Annotated in this window: 26 protein-coding genes; 24 read left to right on the top strand and 2 right to left on the bottom strand. The window is 73.7% G+C overall.

Going from position 1 to position 26,099, the window contains the following annotated elements:
* Position 1 precedes the first annotated feature (1 nt).
* Positions 2–1,183, top strand: a complete 1,182-nt coding sequence (locus ACLGIH_RS15820; protein WP_416525888.1) for a methyltransferase domain-containing protein — start codon at positions 2–4, stop codon at positions 1,181–1,183.
* Between the two features lie 77 nt (positions 1,184–1,260).
* On the opposite strand, the gene ACLGIH_RS15815 is transcribed toward ACLGIH_RS15820, so the two are convergent.
* The gene (locus tag ACLGIH_RS15815; protein WP_416525887.1) at positions 1,261–2,466 is read right to left on the bottom strand and encodes a pyridoxal phosphate-dependent aminotransferase; all 1,206 of its coding nucleotides are present in this window, start codon (positions 2,464–2,466) and stop codon (positions 1,261–1,263) included.
* Positions 2,467–2,602: 136 nt separating this feature from the next.
* Between ACLGIH_RS15815 and ACLGIH_RS15810 the strand changes: the two genes are divergently transcribed.
* The 19 genes from ACLGIH_RS15810 to ACLGIH_RS15720 all read left to right on the top strand — a co-directional run bounded on the left by ACLGIH_RS15810 (position 2,603) and on the right by ACLGIH_RS15720 (position 22,965).
* A complete protein-coding gene (locus tag ACLGIH_RS15810; protein ID WP_416525886.1) occupies positions 2,603–2,929 on the top strand; it encodes a hypothetical protein in 327 nt (108 codons plus the stop codon).
* A gap of 411 nt (positions 2,930–3,340) precedes the next feature.
* Positions 3,341–3,889, top strand: a complete 549-nt coding sequence (locus ACLGIH_RS15805) for a DUF2617 family protein (RefSeq protein ID WP_416525885.1) — start codon at positions 3,341–3,343, stop codon at positions 3,887–3,889.
* 823 nt (positions 3,890–4,712) lie between these two features.
* Positions 4,713–6,311, top strand: a complete 1,599-nt coding sequence (locus ACLGIH_RS15800; RefSeq protein ID WP_416529393.1) for a polyamine aminopropyltransferase — start codon at positions 4,713–4,715, stop codon at positions 6,309–6,311.
* A gap of 326 nt (positions 6,312–6,637) precedes the next feature.
* The gene (locus tag ACLGIH_RS15795) at positions 6,638–7,801 is read left to right on the top strand and encodes a sensor histidine kinase (RefSeq protein ID WP_416525884.1); all 1,164 of its coding nucleotides are present in this window, start codon (positions 6,638–6,640) and stop codon (positions 7,799–7,801) included.
* Entirely contained in the window at positions 7,798–8,553 is a 756-nt protein-coding gene (locus ACLGIH_RS15790) for a response regulator (RefSeq protein WP_416525883.1), read from the top strand. Before ACLGIH_RS15795 ends, ACLGIH_RS15790 begins: the two co-directional genes overlap by 4 nt.
* Positions 8,554–8,729: 176 nt before the next feature.
* A complete protein-coding gene (locus tag ACLGIH_RS15785; protein ID WP_416525882.1) occupies positions 8,730–9,731 on the top strand; it encodes an SRPBCC domain-containing protein in 1,002 nt (333 codons plus the stop codon).
* A gap of 58 nt (positions 9,732–9,789) precedes the next feature.
* Positions 9,790–10,578, top strand: coding sequence for an aldose epimerase family protein (locus ACLGIH_RS15780; RefSeq protein WP_416525881.1), 789 nt, complete (start codon positions 9,790–9,792; stop codon positions 10,576–10,578).
* A 10-nt stretch (positions 10,579–10,588) separates the two neighbouring features.
* Positions 10,589–11,137 (top strand): orotate phosphoribosyltransferase, encoded by a 549-nt coding sequence (gene pyrE, locus ACLGIH_RS15775; RefSeq protein ID WP_416525880.1) that lies wholly within the window; start codon positions 10,589–10,591, stop codon positions 11,135–11,137.
* Positions 11,138–11,283: 146 nt separating this feature from the next.
* Positions 11,284–12,315 carry a class II fructose-bisphosphate aldolase gene (fbaA, locus tag ACLGIH_RS15770; RefSeq protein ID WP_416525879.1) on the top strand — a complete coding sequence of 344 codons (1,032 nt, stop codon included), beginning with the start codon at positions 11,284–11,286 and terminating at the stop codon, positions 12,313–12,315.
* 170 nt (positions 12,316–12,485) lie between these two features.
* Positions 12,486–12,899 (top strand): DUF3151 domain-containing protein, encoded by a 414-nt coding sequence (locus tag ACLGIH_RS15765; RefSeq protein WP_416525878.1) that lies wholly within the window; start codon positions 12,486–12,488, stop codon positions 12,897–12,899.
* Positions 12,900–12,970: 71 nt separating this feature from the next.
* Positions 12,971–13,858: a tryptophan 2,3-dioxygenase gene (locus tag ACLGIH_RS15760; RefSeq protein WP_416525877.1), complete on the top strand. Its 888-nt coding sequence runs from the start codon at positions 12,971–12,973 to the stop codon at positions 13,856–13,858.
* A complete protein-coding gene (gene kynU / locus ACLGIH_RS15755) occupies positions 13,851–15,071 on the top strand; it encodes a kynureninase (protein WP_416525876.1) in 1,221 nt (406 codons plus the stop codon). Before ACLGIH_RS15760 ends, kynU begins: the two co-directional genes overlap by 8 nt.
* Positions 15,072–15,453: 382 nt before the next feature.
* Positions 15,454–16,359: an alpha/beta hydrolase gene (locus ACLGIH_RS15750; RefSeq protein WP_416525875.1), complete on the top strand. Its 906-nt coding sequence runs from the start codon at positions 15,454–15,456 to the stop codon at positions 16,357–16,359.
* Positions 16,360–16,594: 235 nt separating this feature from the next.
* On the top strand, positions 16,595–17,584 hold the full coding sequence (locus tag ACLGIH_RS15745; protein ID WP_416525874.1) for an alpha/beta hydrolase: 990 nt from the start codon (positions 16,595–16,597) through the stop codon (positions 17,582–17,584).
* 46 nt (positions 17,585–17,630) lie between these two features.
* Positions 17,631–18,797 (top strand): acyltransferase family protein, encoded by a 1,167-nt coding sequence (locus tag ACLGIH_RS15740; RefSeq protein WP_416525873.1) that lies wholly within the window; start codon positions 17,631–17,633, stop codon positions 18,795–18,797.
* Entirely contained in the window at positions 18,794–20,149 is a 1,356-nt protein-coding gene (locus ACLGIH_RS15735; protein WP_416525872.1) for a sensor histidine kinase, read from the top strand. Before ACLGIH_RS15740 ends, ACLGIH_RS15735 begins: the two co-directional genes overlap by 4 nt.
* A complete protein-coding gene (locus tag ACLGIH_RS15730; RefSeq protein WP_416525871.1) occupies positions 20,146–20,829 on the top strand; it encodes a response regulator in 684 nt (227 codons plus the stop codon). The genes ACLGIH_RS15735 and ACLGIH_RS15730 overlap by 4 nt, the downstream gene beginning before the upstream one ends.
* Before the next feature lie 121 nt (positions 20,830–20,950).
* Complete coding sequence (locus tag ACLGIH_RS15725) at positions 20,951–22,303, top strand: sensor histidine kinase (RefSeq protein WP_416525870.1); 1,353 nt, start codon at positions 20,951–20,953, stop codon at positions 22,301–22,303.
* Positions 22,300–22,965 (top strand): response regulator, encoded by a 666-nt coding sequence (locus ACLGIH_RS15720; RefSeq protein ID WP_416525869.1) that lies wholly within the window; start codon positions 22,300–22,302, stop codon positions 22,963–22,965. The genes ACLGIH_RS15725 and ACLGIH_RS15720 overlap by 4 nt, the downstream gene beginning before the upstream one ends.
* Here ACLGIH_RS15720 and ACLGIH_RS15715 read toward each other — a convergent pair.
* On the bottom strand, positions 22,935–23,366 hold the full coding sequence (locus ACLGIH_RS15715) for an ATP-binding protein (protein ID WP_416525868.1): 432 nt from the start codon (positions 23,364–23,366) through the stop codon (positions 22,935–22,937). The two genes, ACLGIH_RS15720 and ACLGIH_RS15715, sit on opposite strands and share 31 nt — an antisense overlap.
* A gap of 258 nt (positions 23,367–23,624) precedes the next feature.
* Here ACLGIH_RS15715 and ACLGIH_RS15710 point away from each other — a divergent pair, with 258 nt between their 5' ends.
* Genes ACLGIH_RS15710 through ACLGIH_RS15695 form a run of 4 tightly spaced genes read left to right on the top strand, consistent with a single transcriptional unit; the run spans position 23,625 to position 26,098 of the window.
* Complete coding sequence (locus ACLGIH_RS15710) at positions 23,625–24,443, top strand: helix-turn-helix domain-containing protein (protein WP_416525867.1); 819 nt, start codon at positions 23,625–23,627, stop codon at positions 24,441–24,443.
* Entirely contained in the window at positions 24,443–24,658 is a 216-nt protein-coding gene (locus tag ACLGIH_RS15705) for a DUF397 domain-containing protein (protein WP_416525866.1), read from the top strand. Before ACLGIH_RS15710 ends, ACLGIH_RS15705 begins: the two co-directional genes overlap by 1 nt.
* A gap of 12 nt (positions 24,659–24,670) precedes the next feature.
* A complete protein-coding gene (locus tag ACLGIH_RS15700; protein WP_416525865.1) occupies positions 24,671–24,883 on the top strand; it encodes a DUF397 domain-containing protein in 213 nt (70 codons plus the stop codon).
* Between the two features lie 9 nt (positions 24,884–24,892).
* The gene (locus ACLGIH_RS15695; protein WP_416525864.1) at positions 24,893–26,098 is read left to right on the top strand and encodes a cytochrome P450; all 1,206 of its coding nucleotides are present in this window, start codon (positions 24,893–24,895) and stop codon (positions 26,096–26,098) included.
* The last annotated feature ends 1 nt before the right edge of the window (position 26,099 follow it).

Genomic DNA, 26,099 nt, shown 5'->3' with positions numbered 1-26,099 from the left:
CGTGAGCACGAACAGCGAAAAGGAGGCGGGTCCGCAGGGGCTCGCCTCCGCGCTCATGGAAAAGGGCGCACTCAAAAGCGATTGGTTGCCCGCGTGCAACGCGGTGCCCCGTCATCTGTTCATTCCGGATGTGATCTGGCCCGGCCGCGCTGGAATGAATCGGCAGGATGACCGAGTAATCCGCAGTGAGGAACCCGAGGCGTGGTGGCAGGCCGTTTACCGTGACGCGCCGATCGCGACCCAATGGGATGACGGCGCATACACCGGGCCCGGCAAAGGCAAGATCCCGTCAAGCTCGAATTCCATGCCAACCATGGTCTTTTCGATGCTGGACGCGCTGAGCGTCGAAGAGGGTCACAAGGTGTTGGAGATCGGCACCGGTACCGGATGGAATGCCGCGCTGCTCTCTCACCGGGTCGGCGCTGAGAACGTGTTCACCGTGGAAGTGGACGGGGCCAGCGCGAGGGATGCGCGTAAGCGCCTGAATGACGCCGGATTCGATCCCGCCTCGATCATCGGGGACGGGGCCGAGGGATACGCCGAGGGGGCCCCGTATGACCGGGTGATCGCCACGGCATCAATCGGCCGAGTTCCGCAGCAGTGGGTGACGCAGACGAAACCGGGCGGAATCATCGTCGCACCATGGGGACCGACATACGGCGGGGAAGGGGTCGTTCGTCTCGCTGTGGCCGACGACGAAACGGCTACCGGGTGGTTCGTCGGGTCCTCAGCATTCATGCGGCTACGTGATCAGCGCACCGAGCGGAAGCACGTCCGCGAATACCTCGGCGGCCGGAAGTGGCCAGCGGACGGGCGGCGCAGCATGACCAGCATTTCCCCGGAATCGGTGGGGGACTGGCCCGTCATGTTCGCAATCGGCGGGCAGGTTCCCGAGGCTTTCCCGTGGGCCGAGAACTACGACGACGGCTCTTACACGCTGTGGCTGCGGGATACGGCCGTCACGTCGTGGGCGACGGTCGATTACGTGCCGGACCGCGAGGAATTCGAGGTCTACCAATCCGGCCCCCGTGATCTGTGGAATGAGGTGGTGGCCGCCTACCTCTGGTGGGAGGAACAGGGGCGGCCGGGGTTCGAGCGGTTCGGGCTCACCGTGGACAGCGAGGGGGAGCGGGTTTGGCTCGACCGGCCAGACAACCCGGTGCCCGTCGTCGGGGGGTCCTGACAACCCCTCGGCGGTCCCGTGAACGGCCCCGTCTGTGCGCATCCCCCGTGGCGCATGGGCGGGGCCAACTCGTGCCGTTAGTTGCGTTTCCGCAGGTCAGACAGCCTGTCGATTGCTTCGCGCAACTTAACGGTCCGCTTGCAGAACGCGAAGCGGACGAAGGGGGCGCCGGCCTCCCGGTGGTCGTAGAAGACCGCGTTGGGGATGGCGACGACACCGGCCCGTTCCGGCAGGGCCCGGCAGAAGGCGAAGCCGTCGGCCTGGCCGAGGGGGCGGATGTCGGTGGTGATGAAGTAGGTGCCGGCGGGCCGGTGGACGCCGAAGCCCGCCTCCGCGAGCCCCGCCGCCAGCAGGTCCCGCTTGGCCCGCAGATCATCCCTCAGCCCGGTGAAGTAGGAGTCGGGCAGCGCGAGCGCCTCGGCGACGGCGTACTGGAAGGGGCCCGCGGAGACGTACGTCAGGTACTGCTTGGCCGACCGCACCGCCGTGACCAGGGCCGGGGCGGCCGTGATCCAGCCGACCTTCCAGCCGGTGTACGAGAAGGTCTTGCCGGCCGACGAGATGGTGACCGTCCGCTCGCGCATGCCCGGGAAGGACGCGAGCGGCACGTGCTCGGCGTCGTCGAACACCAGGTGCTCGTACACCTCGTCCGTCACCACCAGCAGGTCCCGCTCCACGGCCAGCTCGGCGATCGCCGCCAGCTCCCGGCGGGTCAGCACGGTGCCGGTGGGGTTGTGCGGGGTGTTGATCAGCAGCAGGCGGGTGCGGTCGGTGACGGCGTCGCGCAGCTCGTCCAGGTCCAGCCGGAAGGGGCCGTGGCCCTCGGCGGACGGGCGGAGCGTGACCGGGACGCGGGTGCCGCCCGCCATGGCGACGCAGGCCGCGTACGAGTCGTAGTACGGCTCCAGGGCGATCACCTCGTCACCCGGTTCCAGCAGGGCCAGCAGCGCGGCGGCGATGGCCTCGGTGGCGCCCGCGGTGACCAGGACCTCGGTGTCCGGGTCACAGGCCAGACCGTGGTGGCGGCGCTGGTGGTCGGCGATCGCGGTGCGCAGCTCGGGGACGCCCGGGCCGGGCGGGTACTGGTTGCCGCGTCCGTCGCGCAACGCCCGTACGGCGGCCTCCCTGACCTCCTCGGGGCCGTCCGTGTCCGGGAAGCCCTGGCCCAGGTTGATCGCCCCGGTCCGCACCGCCAGCGCGGACATCTCGGCGAAGATCGTCGTCCCGAACTCGGCGAGCCGGCGGTTGAGGAAGGGGCGCGCGGTGGAGGTCATGCCGGTCATCCTGCGCCGAAGCTCTGGAGTTCCTCAACTCTGCTTTGGGGCGCTGTGGCCGAGGGCATGTCCAGGTCACGCAACGAGCGAGGCGCCCACGGGGGGTTGCTTCGATGGCATCGGGCATCGAAAGGGGGATGACGCCATGGTCCTCGGCATCGTCCTGGCAGTGATCGTGGTGGTCGCGGTGGCGGCCTTCGCCATGGGGATCGTCGCGGCCGCCCGCAGCGGGGCGCGGCGGACGGCCCGGCCGGCGGGATACCGCCACCGGTCGCACGGCGGCTCCGGCACCCACAGCTGGTGGGCCGGCGGCGTGGCGGTGGGTGACGCCGGCTGGTCCGGGTCCTCCGACGGCGGTTCCTCGGGGGGCCACTCCTGCGGCGGCGGCTCGTCCTCCGGCGGCGGCTCGTCCTCCGGGGGCGGCTCGTCCTGCGGGGGAGGGGGCGGCGGCGGATGCGGTGGAGGCAGCTGACACGGGGCAGCTGAGCTTCGTACGGGGGAAACCGCATCCGTGCCACGGGGCCCGCGCCTGGGAGCGGGCCCCGTTCCGCGTTTTCGGGAGCGGGCCCCGGCGGGTGTCTCCGCGAACGGTCCCCGGCGGGTATTCGCACACACTGGCGCACGCTCACGGGCGGGGGCGCGCGCTGTGGTTGCACAGTTGCGCTGGGGGGCCCTCTGAGGGATGGAAACGCCACGATGTTGGGTAAAAACGCTGTGGCGGCGCCTCAGTTCATGATTGCCTCTCCCACACCGACGCAGCCCCCCGGCCGTCCTGCGGACCCCACCCGACCGGCCGGCCGGGTCGACCGGGCCGCACGCCCGGCGCGACCGGCGTGCGCTGGACCCGCCCCTTCCTCCCCTTGTGTGCTTGCGGAGCCGATCCATGCTCACGACTCTGAACACCTCCTACACCGACACGCGCGCCGCCGACCTCGCCTGGGCGCTGGGGCGCGAACCACTGCCCGCGCTGGCCACCCTCGACCTCGAACTGACCGGCGCCAAGATGCAGTTGAGACTCCTCGGTGCCTCCCACCAGGTGCTTGTGGAGGAGGAGCGGGGCGTGTGCTCGGAGACGGTGGCCTGCATCCCCGGGAGCAGCACGCCCCTGCCGCTGGGCGTGGCCAAGCGGGTCGACGACTGGGAGTACGAGTTCGCGGCCCGGGTGGAACTGCTCTCGCCGGGTTCCTTCGCGGGCCGCGCCCAGGAGCTGCTGGCCCTGGTCTCCGACCATCCGCACGGTCTGGCCGGTGTCTTCCCCGGCAGCCCGCACGCCTTCACGGCCCTGCTGGCCCAGCGCCACGAGGGGCAGGTGCAGTGGCGGACGTGGCACGCGTACCCGCAGGACGGGCAGCTGGTGGCGACCCGTACCCGCGTGGGGGTGCGGACCGCGACGTCGGATGCCGCGCCGCAGCTCAGCCCGTCGGGGATGTGAGCGGGTTAAACCTGCGGCGCGCATCTGAACGACAGATCCACACGTGTGGGTGACGAAGCGCACCGCAGGAGTGACGTAACGTCACACCGTGATCGAGCAGCACGCCCCCGCACCGCCCGGCACGCCCGCCCCTTGGGCCGCCCCTGGCAGCTCGGGCGGCCCGGGTGGGCCGGGCGGCTCGGGTGGGCCGGGCGGCTCGGGTGGGCCGGGCGGCTCGGGTGGGCCGGGCGGCTCGGGTGGCTCGGGCGGCTCCGGTGGCTCGCTTGGCTCGGGCGGGCCGGGTGATGCCGGTGACCCGGGCGGACGCGGCGGCGCCGGTGGTTCCTGTGGTGGTTCCGGCGGTCGTTCCGGCGGTCGTGGCGGCGGTTCCGGCGGTCCGGAAGGACTCGACGGCGCCGGTGGCCCGGGCGGGCTCGGCGGCTACCGGGGCCCGGGAGAGGCCGGTGGCGGGGAAGGCTCCGGTGACCTGTACGGACCCGGTGACCCGGAGGGCCACGGTGCCCCGGAGGGCCACGGTGCCCCGGAAGGCCACGGTGCCCCGGAGGGCGACGGCGGTTCGCAAGGCGTCGGCGATTCGGACGGGCGCGGCCCGAACGGGTGCGGTGGCCCGGACGGGCCTGCCGGCTCCGTAGGCGGTGGCGGCCCGGGCAGACCCCATGGGGCCGGTCACCCGGGCGGGCCCGGTGGCGCCCCGCCTTCGGGCGGCACCGGTGGCCGTCCCCGCGGCACCGACGTGCTCGTGGGCCCCGATGGGCGCCGTGACACCTGCGTGTCCGGCGGCACCGACGTGCTCGTGGGCCCCGATGGGCGCCGTGACACCTCCGTGTCCGGCGGCGCCGACGTCCCCGGTCCTGCCGCCGCGTGGCTGCCCGTCCGGCCGGGTACCGGGCGCTCCCTGGTCCTCGCGGGCGTCTTCGTCTGCGCGGCCTGCGGACTCGTGTACGAACTGGTCCTGGTCGCCCTCGCCTCGCACCTGATGGGCGACTCGGTCACCCAGGCCTCCGTCGTCCTGTCCGTCATGGTGTTCGCGATGGGCGTCGGCTCGCTCGCCGCCAAGCGGCTGCGCCGCCGGGCCGCGGTCGCCTTCGGCGCGGTCGAGGCCGTCCTTGCCCTCGTCGGCGGCGGCAGCGCCATGGTGCTGTACGCCCTCTTCGCCTGGACCGGTGACTGGGGCGGGCTGTGGGTGCACGGCCCCCGGTTCCTCCTGGTCGTCTTCTCGCTCGCCATCGGCCTGCTGATCGGCGCCGAGGTCCCGCTGCTGATGGAGCTGATCCAGCGCATCCGCCGCCAGGACGCGGGCGGTGCCGTCGCCGACCTGTTCGCCGCGGACTACGTCGGCGCCCTGATCGGCGGCCTGGCCTTCCCCTTCCTCCTGCTGCCGGTCTTCGGCCAGCTGACCGGCGCCCTGCTCACCGGTACCGTCAACGCGGCCGTCGGCGCCGCCCTGGTCCTCGTCCTGTTCCGGCGCGACCTGACCCGCCGCGACCGCCGGCTGCTGCTGGCCGCCAACGCCGCGGTCCTCGTGACCCTGGCCGCCGCCACCGTCCTGGTCGACGACTTCGAACGCGCCGCCCGGCACGCGGTCTACGGCCCGGACGTCCGCGTCGCCCTCCAGACCGGCGTGCAGGAGGTGATCCTCACCGGCGGCACCGACGGCCGGTCCCTCGGCCTCTATCTGGACGGCCGGCTGCGGACCGGCGGCGGGGACGCGAGCCGCTACCACGAGGCGCTGGTCCACCCCGCCCTGGCCGGCCCGCACGCGCGCGTGCTGATCCTCGGCGGCGGCGACGGTCTCGCCGCCCGGGAGGTGCTGCGCCACCCGGACGTGCACCGGGTCGACGTCGTCGAACTCGACCCCGGCCTGGCCCGGCTGGCCCGCCACGACCCCGCCCTGTCGGCGCTGAACGGGCACGCCTACAGCGACCCCCGGGTGCACGTGGCGACGGGCGACGCCTTCCGCCGGCTGCGCGGGGCGCCCCCGGCGACGTACGACGTGGTGATCTCGGACCTGCCCGACCCGGCCTTCACGGCCAGTACGAAGCTGTACTCGCAGGAGTTCTACGGCCTGGCCCGGCGGGTGCTGGCGCCCGGCGGGCGGCTGGTGGTGCACGCCGGTCCGGTCGCCTCGCGGCCCGAGGCGTTCTGGACGGTGGAGTCGACGCTCCGGGCGGCCGGATTCCGCACCGCCTCCTACCGCGTCACCGGCCGCGTCACCGGCACTCCGGCGGGCTCCGGACGCACCGCCGCCGACTGGGGGTTCGTCCTGGCCGCCCCCCGCACGCCCCCCGCGCTCCGCCTCGATGCCGACGGCCCCCGGCCGCGCACGCTCACGGAGGCGGCGCTCGCCGCCGGCGCCCGGGCGGCGGCCCGCAGCCAGGTGCCGGACCTGCCGCCGTCGACGCTGACCCACCCCCGCTACTGACCGGAAGCCCCCCGCCGCACCCCCGCCACCGACCGGCAGCCGCCCTCGACCGGCCGAGGTCGCCGACCGGCCGAGGTCGCCGAACGGCCGGGGTCGCGCACGGCGGTCCGCCCTCCCCCGGAACAGGGGCGGACCGCCGTGATCCCCCGTGACCCCCCGGTGGACCGTTCGCATCGAGAAGATACGGCCGTCACGCCGGAGCCCGAATCCCGCGCGAGGTGGATCTCCCCCCAACCTGTGCGGTAGCCGCCGGGCGCCGTCTGCAACTTCCGCGGTACGGCACGGAGAGGACGCCTCCGCCCTCCCGCCGGACTTACCCTGCGGCAATGCGTCCGCACCCCCTGGTGGCCGACGGCCTGATCGCCGCGGCGCTGACGACCGTGGCCGCCCTGCTCGGCACCGAGGCCGTCGCCCAGGGGTGGCCCGCGCTCGACCCGCTCGCCTGGATCCTCGTCGTCGGCGTCAACCTGCCCCTGGCGCTGCGCACCCGGGCCCCGGTCACCGTCTGCCTCGCCGTCCACGCCTGCTGGGCGGTCTACATCACCCTCGGCCACTGGCCGGTGGTCAACTCCTTCGGCCCGATGCTCGCCCTCTACACGGTCGCCTCCCTGCGCCCCACCAGGGCCGCCGCGGCCTGCGCCGCCCTGCTGGCCGGAGTGTGGATCTACGCCGGACTGGTCACCGACTCCGCCGCCATGGCGTCCGTGGCCGGCCAGGCAGTCGGCTTCCCGCTGGTGCTCTGGCGGTTCGGGTACATCGTCCGCCGAACCGGGGAGCTGACCCGGCAGCTCCGCGCCGAGCAGGCCGAACGGGCCCGGCGCGAGGTCGCCGAGGAACGGGTGCGCATCGCCCGCGAGCTGCACGACGTGGTCGCCCACCACATCGCCGTCATCAACGTCCAGGCGGGCCTGGCCCGCTTCGTCTTCACCTCCGACGCCCGCACCGCCCGCGAGTCCCTCGACACCATCGAGGGCGCCAGCGGCGAGGCCCTCGCCGAACTGCGCCGCATGCTCGGCCTGCTGCGCGCCGACGGCGTACAGGGCGCGGAGAGCACCCCCGCGCCCGGCCTGGACCAGCTCGCGGAGATGATCGCCCGAGTGCGCGCGGGCGGCGTCGGCGTGGAGCTGAGCGTCACCGGCGAGCCCCGCCCGCTGCCGCCCGGCGTGCAGCTGTGCGCGTACCGCATCGTCCAGGAGGCCCTGACCAACGTCCTCAAACACGCGCCCGGCGCGCACGCCACCGTCGAACTCGCCTACCGGGCGGGCGAGGTGACGGTGTCGGTGACCGATGACGGAGGCACCGGAGAGGGGGTGGAACCGGACACCTTGCGCGAGCACGGCGGCCAGGGCTTGATCGGCATGCGGGAGCGGGCCAAGCTCTACGGCGGGACGATCGATGCCGGGCGGCGCAGCGAGGGGGGATTCGGCGTGCACCTGACCCTGCCGACGCCGGCACCGGCAGCGCGCCGGAAAGGCGCCGTCACGGAATGACCGACCAACCCTCCGGGCACCACCCCGGCCCCGGCCCCGGCCCCGACCCGATCAGCGTGCTCGTCGTCGACGACCAGTTCCTCGTACGCAGCGGACTGGCCGCCCTGTTGCGCGCCGCCCCCGGCATGGAGGTCGTCGGCGAGGCCACCGACGGCGCCCAGGCGGTGGAGCTGGCCGCCCGGACCCGGCCGGACGTCGTCCTGATGGACATCCGCATGCCCGGAATGACCGGCATCGAGGCCACCGCCCGCATCCTCGCCGATGCGGTGGACCCGGCGCCCCGCGTGCTCGTCCTGACCACGTTCGACCTCGACGAGTACGTGTACGGCGCCCTGCGCGCCGGTGCGTCCGGTTTCCTGCTCAAGGACGCCGGCCCGGAGCGGCTGCTGGCCGCGGTGACCGCGGTCCACGGCGGCGACGCGCTGTTCGCCCCCGCGGTCACCCGGCGCCTGGTGGAGGCGTTCACACAGCTGGCCGACAGCGCGGCGCCGGACTCCGGTCCGCCGCCCGGTCTGACGGCGCTGACCGGCCGGGAGGTCGAGGTACTGGAACTGGTCGCCCGCGGCCTGACCAACGCCGAGGCCGCCGACCGTCTCTTCATCAGCGAGGCCACGGTCAAGACCCACCTCAACCGCACGATGACCAAGCTGGGTCTGGCCAGCCGGGCGCAGGCGGTGGTGCTGGCGTACGAGACGGGACTGGTACGGCCGGGCGGCGGTACGGGTCGGGCCGGTGCCGGCGCGGCGCCATGACGCCGGCCGTCCGACGCGCGCCGCGGGCCGTCTGGCACGCGCCGCCGGCCGTCTGACACGCGCCGCTGGCCGCGTGACGCGCACCGCCCGTGGCCGCGTGGCGCCCGCCGTCCTCGCCGCGTGACTTCGCGCCGACAAGGGGTGGACGCGGCGACTCGTGGGTAGGCTGCGTCGACATGGAGCATGAGGTGTTCGTTCCGGTTCCGGCCGAGCGGCTCAGGGAGGTGCTGGCCGACCCCGCACGGGTCGCCGGTGCGGTGCCCGGGCTCCAACAGGACGCGGGCGCCGAACCGGTCGCCGGGCGGCTGAAGATGCGCGTCGGCGGTCACTCCATCACCTACCGCGGCTCGGCCCGGCTGTCCGCCCGCCAGGACGGGGCGTACACCGTCGAGGGCGAGGGCGCCGAGGCGCGCGGCAGCGGCAAGGCCACGTTCGAGCTGACGGTCCGCCTCCGGGACGCCGAGGGCGGCGCCGCCCTCGCGTTCGACGGGACGGCCACGGCCGACGGCCGGGTCACGGAGCTGCCGCAGGACGCGGTCGCCTCGGCCGTGCACCGGCTGCTGACCCGGTTCGCGGAGAACCTGGCGGCAGCGCAGGCAGCGCAGGCGGAGCAGGCGGAGCAGTCAGGGCGGGCAACGCCGGACGCCGCTTCGGTCGAGTCGCAGGCCACCGAGGACTTCGAGCCCACGGCCACCGGCGACCTCGACGCGGCCCCGGACGCGGACGACGCCCCGGCACCACCCGCATCCCCTGCCGAGCCGTCCGAACCCGCCGGGCCGTCCGAACCCGCCGAGTCCTCCCCGGCCCCGCCCGCGTCCCCCGCCTCCCCCGTCTTCGACGCCGACGTCCCCCCGTCCTCCCTCGACGCCACCGCCGACGAGGCGCCGTCGAACGAGTCCTCCGCCGAACCGCCCGCCGAGTCCTCCGCCGAACCGCCCGCCGAGTCCTCCGACGGGCCGATCGCCGAGCCGCCCGCCGAGGCGGCGCACGCGCGCCGGACGATGATCGGGCGCAGCGCCGAGGAGGTGGACCACGCCCCGCCGCGCGGCCGGTACGCCCCCGTCCCGGCGCCGCAGTCGACCACCCCCGGCACCCCCCTGCGCTGGGCGGCCCCCGCCGCGGCACTGGTCGTGGCGTCGGCGATCGTGGTGGGCCGCGCGCTGCGCCGGCGCAGGTGAGCGCGGCCGGAGCAGCACGGCGCGGGCGCCCTCTTGATCGCCCCAGTAGGGTCGTCCCGTGAGTAACGAAGAGATCACTCTGACCGCGGGCGACGCGGAGGCGACCGTCCGGCCGGGCGACGGCGGCCGGGTCGCCGGGCTCCGGGTCGGCGGCGTCGAACTGCTCCGTCAGGGCGACCGCTACGGCTGTTTCCCGATGGTCCCCTGGTGCGGCCGGGTCCGTGAGGGCCGCTTCCGCGACGGAGCGACCGTCCACCGGCTGCCGCTCAACAGCCCGCCCCACGCCATCCACGGCACCGGCCGCGACGCCACCTGGCGCACCGCCCGCACCACCCGGAACGAGGCCGTCCTCACGTACGACCTCGCCGACCCCTGGCCCTACTCCGGCCGCGTCACCCAGCAGATCGCGCTCGCCGAGGACGCCCTGACGCTGACGATGTCCGTCGAGACGTACGAGTCGTCGTTCCCGGCGCAGCTCGGCTGGCACCCGTGGTTCAACCGGAGCATCGACGGGTCGGACGTCGCCCTCGCCTTCGACCCCGCCTGGCAGGAGGAGCGCGGCGACGACCACCTGCCCACCGGCGACCGCACCGACCCGAAGCCGGGCCCGTGGGACGACTGCTTCGGCATGCCCGGTGGCGTCGACGTCACCCTCACCTGGCCCGGGCTGCTGGAGCTGAAGGTGACCAGCCCCGAGGAGTGGGTGGTCGTCTACGACGAGCAGGAGGCCGCCGTGTGCGTGGAGCCGCAGACCGGCCCGCCCAACGGCCTGAACACCCACCCGCGCCTGGTCACGCCTCTGGAGCCGCTGGAGGCCACGACGACCTGGAGCTGGCGCCGGCTTTAAGCTGGCCACCATGAGCGAGGTACGCGGCGCGCTGCTGCAGCAGATCAAGGACAAGGCCGTGGTGCACGGCAAGGTGACCCTCTCCTCGGGTCTGGAGGCCGACTACTACGTCGACCTGCGCCGCATCACCCTGGACGGCGAGGCCGCGCCGCTGGTCGGGCAGGTGCTGCTGGACCTCACCGCCGACCTGGACTTCGACGCGGTGGGCGGGCTGACCATGGGCGCCGACCCGGTCGCCGCGAGCATGCTGCACGCCGCCGCCGCGCGGGGCCGGAAGCTGGACGCCTTCGTCGTCCGCAAGGCCGCGAAGGCGCACGGCCTCCAGCGCCGCGTCGAGGGCCCGGACATCGCCGGCCGCCGCGTCCTGGTCGTCGAGGACACCTCGACCACCGGCGGCTCCCCGCTCACCGCGGTCGAGGCCGTGCGCGAGGCCGGCGCCGAGGTGGTCGCCGTCGCGACGATCGTCGACCGGGCGACCGGCGCCGCCGAGAAGATCCAGGAGGGCGCGGGGGTGCCGTACCTGTACGCGTACGCCAAGGATGAGCTGGGCCTGGACTGAGGCCGGGGCCGAGGTCCACTCGGCCGATTCCGCTTCGTCTGGAAAGATGGGGCCGACGATGACGTCGCCCCCAAGGTGCCCCATGGTCTAGGTCAGGGCCGTAAGCACGCACGACACAGCCCACCCGCACATACAAGGAGCGGACAATGCCCATCGCAACTCCCGAGGTCTACAACGAGATGCTGGACCGGGCGAAGGCAGGCAAGTTCGCCTACCCGGCCATCAACGTGACCTCCTCCCAGACCCTGCACGCGGCGCTGCGCGGCTTCGCGGAGGCGGAGAGCGACGGCATCGTTCAGATCTCCACCGGTGGTGCCGAGTTCCTGGGCGGCCAGCACAGCAAGGACATGGTGACCGGCGCCGTCGCGCTGGCCGAGTTCGCGCACATCGTCGCCGAGAAGTACGACGTGAACATCGCGCTGCACACGGACCACTGCCCGAAGGACAAGCTCGACGGGTACGTCCGCCCGCTGCTGGCGATCTCCGAGGAGCGCGTCAAGGCCGGCCGCAACCCGCTCTTCCAGTCCCACATGTGGGACGGCTCCGCCGAGACCCTGGCCGACAACCTGTCCATCGCCCAGGAGCTGCTGGAGCGCGCCAAGGCCGCCAGGATCGTCCTCGAGGTCGAGATCACCCCGACCGGCGGCGAGGAGGACGGCGTCTCCCACGAGATCAACGACTCCCTCTACACCACCGTCGACGACGCGCTGCGCACCGCCGAGTCCCTGGGCCTGGGCGAGAAGGGCCGCTACCTGCTCGCCGCATCCTTCGGCAACGTCCACGGCGTGTACAAGCCGGGCAACGTGGTCCTGCGCCCCGAGCTGCTGAAGGAGCTGAACGAGGGCGTCGCCGAGAAGTACGGCCGGCCGGCCGGCAGCAAGCCGTTCGACTTCGTCTTCCACGGCGGCTCCGGCTCCAGCGAGGAAGAGATCCTGACCGCGCTGGAGAACGGCGTGATCAAGATGAACATCGACACCGACACCCAGTACGCCTTCACGCGGCCGGTCGCCGACCACATGTTCCGCAACTACGACGGCGTCCTGAAGGTCGACGGCGAGGTCGGCAACAAGAAGACCTACGACCCCCGCACCTGGGGCAAGCTGGCCGAGGCGTCCATGGCCGCCCGCGTCGTCGAGGCCTGCCGCCACCTGCGCTCGACGGGCACCCGGATCAAGTAACCGGCGGCGGCCGTACGGCTCGCGCACGGCCCGTGCACGGCCGGCGCACGGCTCGCGCACGGCCTGCGCACGGCTCGCGCACGGCCTGCGCACGGCCCGTGGAAGGCCCGGCGTCCTCGGGGCGCCGGGCCCTTCGCATATGCCCTCACGGGATGCCGCAGACTGGTCCCATGGCCATTCACGAGAACCTCCTCGGGGGACCGCCCCCGACCCACCTCCCCGACGACCCCGGGCCGCGCGAGCTGCTCGCGGGCGGCACCTCGCCCGCCGACGTCGCCGCCCAGTACCCCACCTCCTCGCTGGCCTGGGCGCAGCTCGCCGACGAGGCCTTCGAGCGGGGCGGCGTCGTGGAGTCGTACGCCTACGCCCGCACGGGCTACCACCGGGGCCTGGACGCCCTGCGCCGCAACGGCTGGAAGGGGCACGGCCCGGTGCCCTGGGAGCACGAGCCGAACCGCGGCTTCCTGCGCGCCCTGCACGCCCTCGCCCGCGCCGCGCAGGCGATCGGCGAGAAGGAGGAGTACGAGCGCTGCAGCCAGTTCCTGCGGGACTCCTCGCCGACGGCGGCCGACGTGCTCGGCTAGCGGTGCCCGACGGGCCCGCCCGTGGACGGGCGGGCCTTGCGGTTTTCCGGCACGATTGCGGAGGATGCCGTATGGGGACCGGGGCCCCCGTGCCGGTAACGGCAGGGGCGGACCGCTACCCGGAGTGCCATCAGGAGACAGCGATGTCCCACGACGCCCCGAATCTCGACTTCGAGGGCAGCACGCCGTACGAGGACTACGTCAAGGCGGACGTGCTCACCCATCTCCAGCACACCCTCTCCGACGATCCCGGAGAGATGGTCTTCCTGGTCACGACCCAGGTGATGGAGCTGTGGTTCACCGTCATCGTCCACGAGTGGGAGACGGCCGCGCGTGCGCTGCGCGGTGACGACACCGGGACGGCGACCGACGCGCTGAAGCGCTCGGTGCGCGAGCTGGAGGCGCTGAACGCCTCCTGGACCCCGCTGGGGCAGCTCACCCCGGCCCAGTTCAACTCCTACCGGGGTGCCCTCGGCGAGGGCTCCGGCTTCCAGTCGGCCATGTACCGCCGCATGGAGTTCCTGCTCGGCGAGAAGTCCGCGTCCATGCTCGTACCGCACCGCGGTTCGCCGCGCGTCCACGCGGAGCTGGAGAAGGCGCTGCACGAGCCGAGCCTGTACGACGAGGTGGTCCGGCTGCTGGCGCGGCGCGGGTACGACATCCCGGACGCCGTCCTGCACCGCGACGTGTCCCAGCCGTACGAGGCGGCACCGGAGGTGGAGGCAGCCTGGACGGCCGTGTACCAGGGCGACCAGAACGACGGGCTGGCGCGGCTCGGCGAGGCCCTGACCGACGTCGCCGAGCTGGTGTGGCGCTGGCGCAACGACCACCTGGTCGCCACCCGGCGCGCGATGGGCGCCAAGACCGGCACCGGCGGCTCGGCCGGAGTGGCCTGGCTGGAGAAGCGGGCCCGCAAGAACGTCTTCCCCGAGCTGTGGACGGCGCGGTCCTATGTCTGAACTGATCCGTGAGGCGGAGGAACTGGACGCCGCCGACGCGTTGCGCGGGCTGCGTGACCGGTTCGTCCTGGACACGGCGTCCGACCGTGCGGGTGACGCCCCGGGGGTGTACCTGGACGGCAACTCGCTGGGCGCGCTGCCCGCCGCCGTCCCCGGCGCCGTCGAGGACGTCGTACGGCGGCAGTGGGGCGAGCTGCGCATCCGGTCCTGGGAGGAGAGCGGCTGGTGGACCGCGCCCGAGCGGATCGGCGACCGGATCGCCCCGCTGGTCGGCGCGGCGCCCGGGCAGATCGTCGTGGGCGACTCCACCAGCGTCAACGTCTTCAAGGCGGTCGTGGCGGCCGTGCGGATGGCGCGGGAGGACGGCGCGGCCCGGGACGAGATCCTGGTCGACGCCACCACCTTCCCCACGGACGGGTACATCGCCGGGTCGGCGGCCCGGATGACGGGGTGCGCGCTGCGGCCGGTGACGCCGGCCGAGGTGCCCTCGGCGCTCGGGGAGCGCACCGCCGCCGTCCTGCTCAACCACGCCGACTACCGCACCGGCCGGCTGCACGACCTGCCCGGCCTCACGGCCGCCGTGCACGCGGCGGGGGCGTACGCCGTGTGGGACCTGTGCCACAGCGCGGGCGCGCTGCCGGTCGGGCTGGACGAGCACGGCGTGGACCTGGCGGTCGGCTGCACGTACAAGTACCTCAACGGCGGGCCCGGTTCGCCCGCCTTCCTGTACGTGCGCCGGGATCTCCAGGACCGTTTCGACTCCCCGCTGCCCGGCTGGAACTCGCACGCCGAGCCGTTCGGGATGGCACCCGCGTACGCCCCGGGCCCGGGTGCCCTGCGCGGTCGTGTCGGCACTCCGGACATTCTCTCCATGCTCGCCCTGGAGGCGGCCCTCCAGGTGTGGGACGGGGTGTCGATCGAGGCGGTGCGGGCCAAGTCGCTGGCGCTGACGGACTTCTTCCTGCGGTGCGTGGCCCGGTACGTGCCCGAGGGGCGGGTGGAGTCCCTGACACCGGCGGCGCATGCCGAACGCGGCAGCCAGGTGGCGCTGCGCTGCGACGACGCGGGCGAGGTGATGAAGCGGCTGATCGCGGGCGGGGTCGTCGGCGACTTCCGGCACCCGGACGTCCTGCGTTTCGGCTTCACTCCGCTGTACGTCGGCTTCGCGGACGTGGAGCGGGCGGCACGGGTGCTCGGGGAGGTCCTGGAGTAGGCGTCACGCGACATCGGCCCGGGGCGGGGCGCCGGAGGCCGGTGGCGGGGTGGCGGAGGCCGGCCGTCGGCCGACGGTGGCCGGGCCGTCGGTGGCCGGGGGCGGGCCGTCGGTGGCCGGGGCGTCGCCCCCCGGCCACCCTGCCGGGGCGCCGTCGCCGCGCGGCCGCGGCGGCGCCGGGTGGCGCCGGGTGGGTGGGGTGACCGGTCGCGGTCGGCGGGAGCCGCACGAGCGGCCGGAGTGCACCGGATGGCCCCTTTCCGGACTCACCCAGCGTGACTTTCCCGGGTCCGCGCACGTCACCGTCCTGATACCGTCCCGCCATCGGCCGATTCCCTTCTCCCGGCCAGCCAACACCGTTCCGACGCCGAGAGGTTGGAGCATGCCGGACGCCGCCGCCGAGACACGGCACGCCGCCGCGCGGAACGCCGCGGAGGAGAAGTCGCTCTTCTCGCACCCCGCGGTCGCCCCCGATGTCACCTCCGCGTACGGCGACCACCCCGACCAAGTGATCGACTTCTACGCTCCGCACGCCTCGTCCGGGCGGGGCGGGCCGGGCGGGCCCGCACCCGTGGTCGCGGTCCTGCACGGCGGCGCCTGGCGTGCGCCGTACGACCGGCGGCACATCAGCCCGTTCGCCGGGTTCCTGGCCCGCCGGGGGTTCGCGGTGGCGAGCGTGGAGTACCGCCGGGGCGCGGAGGCGGGCGACGGCGCGGGCGATCCGGTCGCCGGGCGCTGGCCCGAGACCTTCGACGACGTGGCCGCCGCACTCGACGCGCTGCCCGCGCTCGTACGGCGGCACCTGCCGCAGGCCGACCCGCGCCGCACGGTCGTCACCGGCCACTCGGCGGGCGGTCACCTGGCGCTGTGGGCGGCGGCCCGGCACCTCCTGCCCGCCGACGCCCCCTGGCGCGTCGACCGCCCCGCTCCGCTGCGCGGTGTGGTCGCGCTCGCCCCGATCGCCGACTTCACCGTCGCGGCCGAGCTGGCCGTGTGCGACGGAGCCGTACGCCAACTGCTGGGCGGGGCGGAGCGGTTCGAGGAGCGGCGCCCGTACGCGGACCCGGCGCTGCTGCTTCCGACCGGCATCGCGACCACGCTGGTCCAGGGCCGCACCGACGTGGACGTGCCGCAGGCCGTCGCCGAGGCGTACGCGGACGCGGCGGCCGGGGCCGGGGAGGTGGTGGGCGTGACGCTGCTGGAGGACGTCGGGCACTTCCCGCTGATCGACCCGGCGGCGGACGCGTGCGCGGTGGTGGCGGAGGAGATCGGGCAGCTGGCCTGGTGAGGAGATCGGGCAGCCGGCCTGGTGAGGGGATCGGGCAGTCGGCCCGTTGAGGGGCCCGGGCAGTCGGCCCGGTGAGGAGCCCGGTGTGACCGGGCGGTGCCCTCCCCGTCGTACCCGTAATACCTGAGAGCTACTTCGCAGGTGAGCTCCCCGGCGGGACGCCGTCTACGGGTGACGCTCCGTAACTTCCTTCCTGCGGGCGCCCGATGGGCGGGCGCCCGGGGAGGAAGTGGTCATGGCGCGGGGAACGGCGGCACGTTGGCGGCATCGCACCGGCCGATGGTTCCGCGCCGCGCTCGCCGCCGCCATCACGGGCGCGGTGGTGCTTCCCCTCTCCGCCGCCGCACGCCCCGCCGTCCCCGCCCCACCGCCCGCCGCCCTCGCTCCGCTGACGGCGGCGACGCTGGAGGCGACCTACGCGGCCAACCGGGCCAACGCCGCCGAGGCGTCCCGCATGGCCGCCGCCCACGGCGACCGTCACCGGGCCGCCGCGGACCGGGCGCTGGCCGATCCGGCCCGGCATCTCCTCGCCTTCGACGGCCGAGGCCCCGGCCGCGCGACGGAGGTCCTGGGCGACCTCTCCCGCGCCGACCGCGTCGCCGTCCTGGTGCCCGGCTCCGACACCGGCCTGGACACCTACGGCCGGTTCCGCGCCACCGCCCTGGCCCTCCACCACCGGCTCGCCGCACAGGCGCCCGAGGGCACGCGCACGGCGGTCGTGGCCTGGCTGGGGTACGAGACGCCGGGCACGGTCAGCACCACGGTCGCCAGGACGGACCGCGCCGAGCGCGCCGCCCCGCGACTGCGCGCACTCGTCGCCGCCCTGCACACCGTCACCGGCCCCGACGCGCACATCTCCCTCCTCTGCCACTCCTACGGCTCCGTCGTCTGCGCCCGGGCCGCCGCCGGCCTGACCGTCGCCGACATCGCCCTGGTCGGCAGCCCCGGCACCGGCGCGGACACGGCCGCCGAACTGGGCACCGGGGCCCGCGTGTGGGCGGCCCGCGGCGCCGACGACTGGGTGGAGCACGTGCCGCACGTCAGCGCCGACCTGTTCGGCACCACCGTCGGCTTCGGCACCGACCCGGTCTCCCCGGCGTTCGGCGCCCGGGTCTTCGACGCCGGCGACGGCGGACACAGCGATTACTTCGACCCCGGCTCCCCGTCCCTGACGAACCTCGCGCGGATCGTCCTGGGGCGGACCACGGAGGTGACCCGTGACTGACGCCCGTACCCCACGCCGTGCGGGGCACGGCCTGAGTCTGAGGGCCGTGCGTGCCGCTGCCCGCCTCGACGCCGCGACCCCCGCGCACCGCGACCGCTCCGTCGACGCCCTGCGCGCCGCCGCCATCCTCGGCGTCGTCCTCGGCCACTGGCTGGTGACGGCCCTGGTCGCGGACGGCCGCACGCTGCACATCGCCAGCCCCTTGCGCCACCTGCCCTGGCTGGCCCCGGTCTCCTGGGCCTTCCAGACCCTCGCCGTGTTCTTCCTGGTCGGCGGACACGTCGCCACCCGCGGGTACGTCTCCGCCCGGGCCCGCGGCACGTCGTACGGAAGCTGGCTGGCCGCCCGGCTGTCCCGGCTGTTCCGCCCCGTCGCGGCCGTCCTCGCCCTCTGGGCGGTGGCGGCGGTGGCGCTGCTGCTGACGGGCGCGGATCCGATGACCGTTCGCACGCTGGTCAAGCTGGCGCTGTCCCCCCTGTGGTTCCTGCTGGTCTTCGCGGCCCTGACGGCGGCGACCCCCCTGTTCGCGCGGCTGCACCCGCTCTGGCCGCTGGTCGTCGTCCTCCACGTCGACCTGCTGCGCTTCGGCTTCGGCGGCCCCTCCTGGCTCGGCTGGATCAATCTGGCCGCCGGCTGGCTGGTGCCCTACACCCTCGGCGCCGCCTGGACCCGCGGCGAGCTGGAGGGCCACCGCGCCGGGTGGCTCCTGCTGATCGGCGGCACGGCGGCGACGGCGGGGCTCGTCGCATGGGCGGGCTACCCGGCGTCGATGGTCGGCGTCCCCGGCGCCGCGGTGTCGAACCTCAATCCGCCGACGCTGGCCGCCGTCACCTTCGGACTGGCCCAGTGCGGCCTCGCCCTGCTGCTGCGCGAGCCGCTGCGCCGCGCGATGCGCAGACCGGTGGCCTGGGCGGCGGTGGCCCTGGCCAACCTCTCCGCGATGACGATCTTCCTCTGGCACCAGACGGCCCTGATGGCGACCACGGCCACCGGCCTGCCGGCCGGCCCGCTGCCCGGGCTGCACACGCTCCCCGACGGCCTGGACTGGGTCGCGGCCCGGCTGGCCTGGCTCCCGGTCTTCACGCTGGCCCTGGCCGGCTGCTGGGCGGCCTTCCACACCATCGAACGGCGCGGCGCGCGGCGACGGACCCGGGTGGTGCGCACGCACCGCACCGGGACGACCCGCACGTCAGAGCCTAGGGTGGGGGCGTGATTAGCAGGGGGAGCGGGGTCCGGCGCCGGCTGGGGGTGCTGCGCGACGACCTGTGGACCGCGCGGGCCGACCCGCTACCGCCGTCGACGTGGCTGCGCTGGCTGCCGCACGGGTTCGTGTGCCTCGCGGCGCTCGGGGTGCTGCTGGGCGATTCCGCCCAGCTCGGCGACCACGGCAGGCTGGAGCCCGAGTTCGCCGTCCTCATCGGGATCGGGCAGGCCGGTGCGATGGTGCTCGCGCTGTGGCGGCCGGTCCCGGCCTGGTGGGTGTCGCTGGCGGCCACGGTGGTCGGAGCCCTGGCGGTGCGCTCCCTGATGGAACCGGGGGACGACGAGTTCACCTGGCCCTGGACCTCGGCCGGGCTGATCGCCCACCTGATCGTCCTCCTGCTGCTCGCCCTGCGGGTCCGCACCCGGGTGGCGGCGGAGGCCCTGGCCCTGAGCGCGCTGGTCACCTACGTCCTCCAAGGGCTGATCGGCGGGCAGCACTACCAGCCCACCGGCCAGCTGGCCGTCCCCCTGTTCGCCGTCGTCGTCCTGCTCGGCACCGCCCTGCGCGGACGCCGGGAGGCCCGGGCCGAACTGGTGCAGCAGACCTCGCTCACCGCCGAGGAGCGCGCCCGCCGGACGCTGCTGGAGGAGCGCAGCCGCATCGCCCGCGAACTGCACGACGTGGTCGCCCACCACATGTCCGTCATCTCCATCCAGGCCCAGGTCGCCCCCCACCTCGTCCAGGACCCGCCCGACGAGCTGAAGGAGAACCTGGCGGGCATCCGGCAGAACGCGCTGGAGGCGCTGACCGAGCTGCGCCGGGTGCTGGGCGTGCTGCGCTCCGAGCACGCGGAGACGGGCGAGCCGCTCGACGGGTCGGGCGCGCCCGGCACGGACACCGCCCCGCACGCCCCGCAACCCACCCTCGACCGGCTGGACGCCCTGGTGGAGAACACCCGGGCGGCGGGCCTGTCCGTGACCACCGAGATCAGCGGTGCGCGGCGTCCGCTGCCGCCCGGCGTGGAGCTGTCGGCGTACCGGATCGTGCAGGAGGCGCTGAGCAACGTGCTGCGGCACGCGCCCGGCGCCCGCGTCTGGGTCCACCTCACCCACCTGCCGACCGGAGTGCGCGTGGAGGTCGTCAACTCGCCGCCCGTGCGAACCCCGTCGCCGTCCCAGGGGGCGGGGCACGGACTGCTCGGCATGCGGGAGCGGGTGGCGATGCTCGGCGGCACCCTGACGGCGCACTCGCTGCCGGACGGCGGCTACCAGGTCTCCGCGTTCCTGCCGGCCGACGGCACCGACCGGCCACCCCCCGACGACCCGAACGTCCGCTACTACCCCGAGGACGGCAGCGCATGACGAGCGGAGGCTCAGGCCTGATCCGTGTGGTGATCGCCGACGACCAGCAGATGGTCCGGCAGGGCTTCACCGTGCTCCTCAACACCCAGCCCGACATCGAGGTGGTCGGGCAGGCGGTGGACGGCCTGGACGCCGTCGCCAGGGTCGCCGAGCTGGCCCCGGACGTGGTCCTCATGGACATCCGCATGCCGGAGCTGGGCGGCATCGAGGCCACCCGCCGCATCGTTGACGCGGACCCCGGCATCAGAGTGCTGGTGCTCACCACCTTCGACCTCGACGAGTACGTGTACGAGGCGCTGGTCGCGGGCGCCTCCGGGTTCCTGCTCAAGGACGCCTCCGCCGACCAGCTGGCCGAGGCGGTCCGCGTGGTGGCGGCCGGCGACGCCCTGCTCGCGCCGGGCATCACCCGGCGCCTGATCACCGAGTTCTCCCGGCTGCGCGAGAGACCGCGCGCCCCGCTGAAGGAGCGCGTCGGCGACCTGACCGAGCGGGAGACGGAGGTGCTCGCCCTGATCGCGCAGGGCCTGTCGAACGCGGAGATCGCCGAGCGGCTCGTCGTCGCCGAGCAGACGGTGAAGACACATGTGGGCCGCATCCTGGTGAAGCTGGGCCTGCGGGACCGGACCCAGGCGGCGGTGTTCGCCTACGAGTCAGGGCTGGTGCGGCCGTCGGGGCACTGAGCCCCGTCCGTGTACCGACCGTCGAGCTGCATCCACCCCCCGGTAGTACTTGAGACGGACGGGCAAGGACCCCTCTCACTGGTGACGACCGCGCAGCCCGCCTCCGCCTACCGTTGCGAACGTGACCGAGACGACCCAGATGCGGCCCACGCCCTCCGGCGACGGGCGCAGTGCGCGCAGCCCCGAGTACCGGCTGGCCCTGGACGCCCTGCAGGGGCTGCGCCAGGACCTGTTCCACGACGCCTTCGCCTACCGCCCGCTGCCGCCCATGGCGACGGACGGTGCGCTGACCCGCCGGCTGCGCGGCCGGTCACGGTCGTACGCGGCGCGTGCCCCGCACGCGATGGTGGCCGCGGCGGCGCTGCTCGCCCTGTGGGCCGGTTCCGTGGCGACCGGTTCCGCCGACGGGCCGCTGGCCCTGCTGACCGGGCTGGTGTGCGCGGTGCCGGTGCTGGCCACGCTGGTCCGGCCGGTCGGGGCGTTCTGGATGTCCATGGTCGCGACGCCGGTGCTGGCGGTGCTCGGCAGCAGCTGGGGCGACTGGCCGTGGCTGCCCGGCACGTTCATCTGCCACCTGTCGGTGCTGGTGATCGTGGCGATACGCACCCGGCCCCGCACGGCGGCGTGGATGTGGGCCCTGACCGCCCTCTACGGCTTCCTGGCGGAGACCGGGTTCAGCAGCGGTCACCACTACACGAACTCGGCACCCATGCTGGTCCTCTCCGCCCTGGCCCTGCTGGTGGTCGCCGTCTGGCACATCCGGCGCGACGCCCGGCAGGAGGTCACCGCGCAGCAGACGGTCACCGCGCACGAGCGGTCCCGGCGCACGCTGCTGGAGGAGCGCACGACCATCGCCCGTGAGCTGCACGACGTGGTCGCGCACCACATGTCGGTGGTCGCCATCCAGGCCGAGGCCGCGCCGTACCGGGTGCAGAACCCGCCGGAGGAGCTGGAGCGGGCCTTCGCCACCATCCGGGAGAACGCGGTGGCGGCCCTGACCGAGCTGCGCCGTGTCCTCGGCGTGGTCCGCGCCGAGGACTACGAGGCCCCGGACGCCCCGCAGCCCACCCTCGCCGACCTGGACGCCCTGCTGGCCAATGTGCGCGAGGCGGGCCTGACCGTCGACAAGGCGGTGACCGGCGCGGTGTGCGAGCTGCCGCAGGGCGTGGAGCTGTCGGCGTACCGCATCGTGCAGGAGGCGCTGAGCAACACCCTGCGGCACGCGCCCGGCGCGACCGCCCGGGTCGAGGTCTCCTACGTCCTCGGCGGCCTGGGCCTGCGCGTGGTCAACGGCCCGATGCCCGAACGGTCCCTGGTCAAGCCCTCCCCCGGCGCCGGCCACGGCATCACGGGCATGCGCGAGCGGGTGACGATGCTGAACGGCGAGATGACGGCGGGCCCGGCGGACGAGGGAGGCTACGAGGTGACGGTGTTCCTGCCGGTCGCGACGGTTTCCGGCGAGGGTGACGCATGACCATCCGGGTACTGGTCGTCGACGACCAGATGATGGTCCGCGAGGGCTTCTCCGTCCTGCTGAACGCGATGCCGGACATCGAGGTGGCCGGCGAGGCGGTCAACGGCCGGGAGGCGGTGGCGAAGGTCCGCGAGCTGTCCCCGGACGTGGTCCTCATGGACATCCGCATGCCGGAGCTGAACGGCATAGAGGCGACGCGGGAGATCGTCGCGGTGGACGGCGCGGCCAAGGTGCTGGTGCTCACCACCTTCGACCTCGACGAGTACGTGTACCAGGCGCTGCGCGCGGGCGCGTCCGGCTTCCTCCTCAAGGACGCCTCGGCCCGGCAACTCGCCGACGGGGTGAGGGTGGTGGCCTCCGGCGAGGCCCTGCTGGCCCCCTCGGTCACCCGGCGTCTGATCACCGAGTTCTCGAAGCTGTCCGAACCGCACCGGCTGACGCCCACCGCCCACGCGGCGTACGGTGACCTGACGGAGCGGGAGACGGAGGTGCTGGTGCTGATCGCGCAGGGCCTGTCGAACGCGGAGATCGCCGAGCGTCTGGTGGTCGCCGAGTCGACCATCAAGACCCATGTGAGCAGGGTCCTCGTGAAGCTGGGCCTGCGGGACCGCACCCAGGCGGCGGTCTTCGCCTACGAGGCCCGCCTGGTGACACCGCGCTGACCGCCGAGTTCGCACCACACGAACTTGCCCCGGTTGCCGAACCGGGAGAGCGGCTGCCAGCCCCACACGTCGGAACAGGCGCTGACGAGGGCCAGCCCCCGCCCGCCCTCCTCGTCGGTCAGCTCTTTCACCCCGGCGGGAGCACCGGGCGGTTCCGGGTCCGCGTCCCACGCGCCGATCCGCAGCACCCCGCCGGACCAGCGCACGCGCAGCGCGGCGGGACCCTTGGTGTGCAGTACGGCGTTGGTGACCAGCTCCGTCGCGAGCAGCTCGGCGAGGTCGACCAGGCGGATCAGTCCGTGGACGGTGAGGATCAGACGGAGAGTGCGGCGACTGACGGTGACGGCGCGGTGGTCGTTGGGGATGTACAGGGAGTACTCCCACGACTCGTCTTCGGGCATGCGTCAACTCCGTTCGGTGAGGGGGGAGTTGCGGCCTCCGGCCGGTGTCATTGCCGCAGCCGTCATGGCAGGACGGTGCGGTGCGCTTCCGGTGCCCCGGGGTTCCGCAGAGTGCGCGTCGCGTCACCGACGGTATTTCCTATGCTTAGGAAATTCAATCCGTTGCCGTATTCTGGCGCTCGAACGGGGGACACTCGATGGTGAGTTGAAGCAGGGAGGCACCGGTTGCCGCCGAAGAGGAACCTCACCGCTCGGAGGGTGAGGCTGGGCGCTGAACTGCGCAAACTGCGCGAGGCGACGGGCATGACGGCTCGGGAGGCCGCAGAACTGCTGGAGGCTGACGCCGTCCAGATGAGCCAGATCGAGTCCGGCACCGTAGGCGTGAGCGCCAAGCGAGTGCGTCGGCTCGCAGCCATGTATGGCTGCACGGACGAGGCCTTTACCGAGGCGCTCGTCGCGATGGCGACCGACCGTACGCGTGGTTGGTGGGAGGACTACCGGGGCGTGCTTCCCTCGGTGTTCCTGGACGGTGCCGAGGCCGAGCACCATGCGGCGTTCTTGCGCGAGGTCGTCATCCACTACGTTCCAGGCCTGCTGCAGACCGCCGCATACGCTCGCTCGGTGTTCACCTACACGCGTCCCGAACTGACCGAAGAGGAAGTGGGGCTGCGCGTGGAACACCGGATGAAGCGCCGGGCTGTGATCGAGCGGGAGACTCCCACTCCGTACGAGACGATCGTGCATGAGTTCGCCCTGCGGGTGCATGTGGCCGACCGCCGGGCGTCACTGACTCAACTCCGCTTCATTCTCGACAAGATCGAGGCGGGCCAGGCCACCGTGCGCGTCATCCCGGTCGAGCGTGAAGGGTTCGCTGGCGCCGGGGCCTCCATGCTGTACTTGGGAGGCACGGTGCCCCAGCTGGACACCGCGCTTCGGGACGCGCCCACGGGCGCTGCGTACATCGATGGCCAGCCTCAGCTTGAACAGCTTCAGACGCTCTTCCGGAGGGTGCAGGCGGCGTCCCTGGATGCCGTCGCGTCACGCGACCTCATTCACCGACTCATGAAGGAGCTGTAATGCACTGGCGGAAGTCCAGCTACTCCGGCGGCGGCGACGGCGATGCCTGCGTCGAGATCGCCGAGCTCCCCGCCCGCATAGCCATCCGCGATTCCAAGGTGCCGGACCGCGCCGTGCTCTCCGTCCCGGCGTCCTCCTTCGCCGCCTTCGTGGAGGCTTTGGTCCACGACCACTGGTCCGGTGCGGCGACGTCGCGCTTGACCAAGGAAGTGTGAGGCGAGCGAGCCATGACCGAGGCTCTGCACTGGCGGAAGTCGACCTATTCGGACGGCGGCAACGGCAACACCTGCGTCGAGATCGCCGAGCTCCCCGCCCGCATAGCCATCCGCGATTCCAAGGTGCCGGACCGCGCCGTGCTCTCCGTCCCGGCGTCCTCCTTCGCTGCCTTCGTGGAGGCCCTCGTCCACGACCACTGGTCCGGCCCGGCGGCGCCGCGCTAGCGTCCGTCCATGGCAGCCTTCGCCCCCTGGGAGCCCGCGTTCGTCGCCGACCCGTACCCGGCCTACGCCGAGCTGCGCGCCCGGGGGAGGGTGCACTACTTCGAGGCGACCGACCAGTGGCTGGTGCCGCACCACGCGGACGTGTCGGCGCTGCTGCGGGACCGCCGGCTGGGCCGCACCTACCTGCACCGGTTCACGCACGAGGAGTTCGGCCGCACCCCGCCCCCGCCGGAGCACGAGCCGTTCCACACGCTCAACGACCACGGCATGCTCGACCTGGAGCCGCCGGACCACACCCGCATCCGGCGCCTGGTGTCGAAGGCGTTCACGCCGCGGACGGTGGAGCGGCTGAGGCCGTATGTGCAGGCCCTGGCCGACGAGCTGGTGGGCCGGCTGGTCGCGGAAGGCGGTGGCGATCTGCTGACCGATGTCGCCGAGCCGCTCCCGGTCGCGGTGATCGCCGAGATGCTGGGCATCCCGGAGTCCGACCGGGCCCCGTTGCGTCCGTGGTCGGCGGACATCTGCGGGATGTACGAGCTGAACCCGTCCGAGGAGACGGCGGCGAGGGCGGTGCGGGCGTCGGTCGAGTTCTCCGGCTACCTGCGCGGGCTGATCGCCGAGCGCCGCAAGGAGCCCGGCGACGACCTGGTCTCCGGTCTGATCGCGGCGCACGAGGAGGACGACGACCGCCTCACCGAGCAGGAGATGATCTCGACCTGTGTGCTGCTGCTGAACGCCGGTCACGAGGCGACGGTGAACGCCACGGTCAACGGCTGGTGGGCGCTGTTCCGTAACCCGGACCAGCTGGCCGCCCTGCGCGCCGACCACTCCCTGGTCCCCTCCGCCGTGGAGGAGCTGATGCGCTACGACACCCCGCTCCAGCTGTTCGAGCGGTGGGTGCTGGACGAGATCGAGGTCGACGGGACGACGATCCCGAGGGGCGCGGAGGTGGCGCTGCTCTTCGGCTCCGCCAACCACGACCCGGCCGTCTTCACCGACCCGGAGCGGCTCGACCTGGCCCGCGCCGACAACCCCCACATCTCCTTCAGCGCCGGCATCCACTACTGCATCGGCGCACCCCTGGCCCGTATCGAGCTGGCCGCGTCCCTCAGGGCCCTGCTGGAGCGGGCGCCCGCGCTCCGGCTCGCCGCCGAGCCGGAGCGCAAGCCCGACTTCGTCATCCGGGGACTGGAAGGCCTGGCCGTGCAGGTGTGAC

It is taken from the genome of Streptomyces hamibioticus (genome assembly GCF_047946815.1).
GTDB lineage: Bacteria > Actinomycetota > Actinomycetes > Streptomycetales > Streptomycetaceae > Streptomyces.
This window is presented reverse-complemented; position numbering and strand designations above follow the sequence as displayed.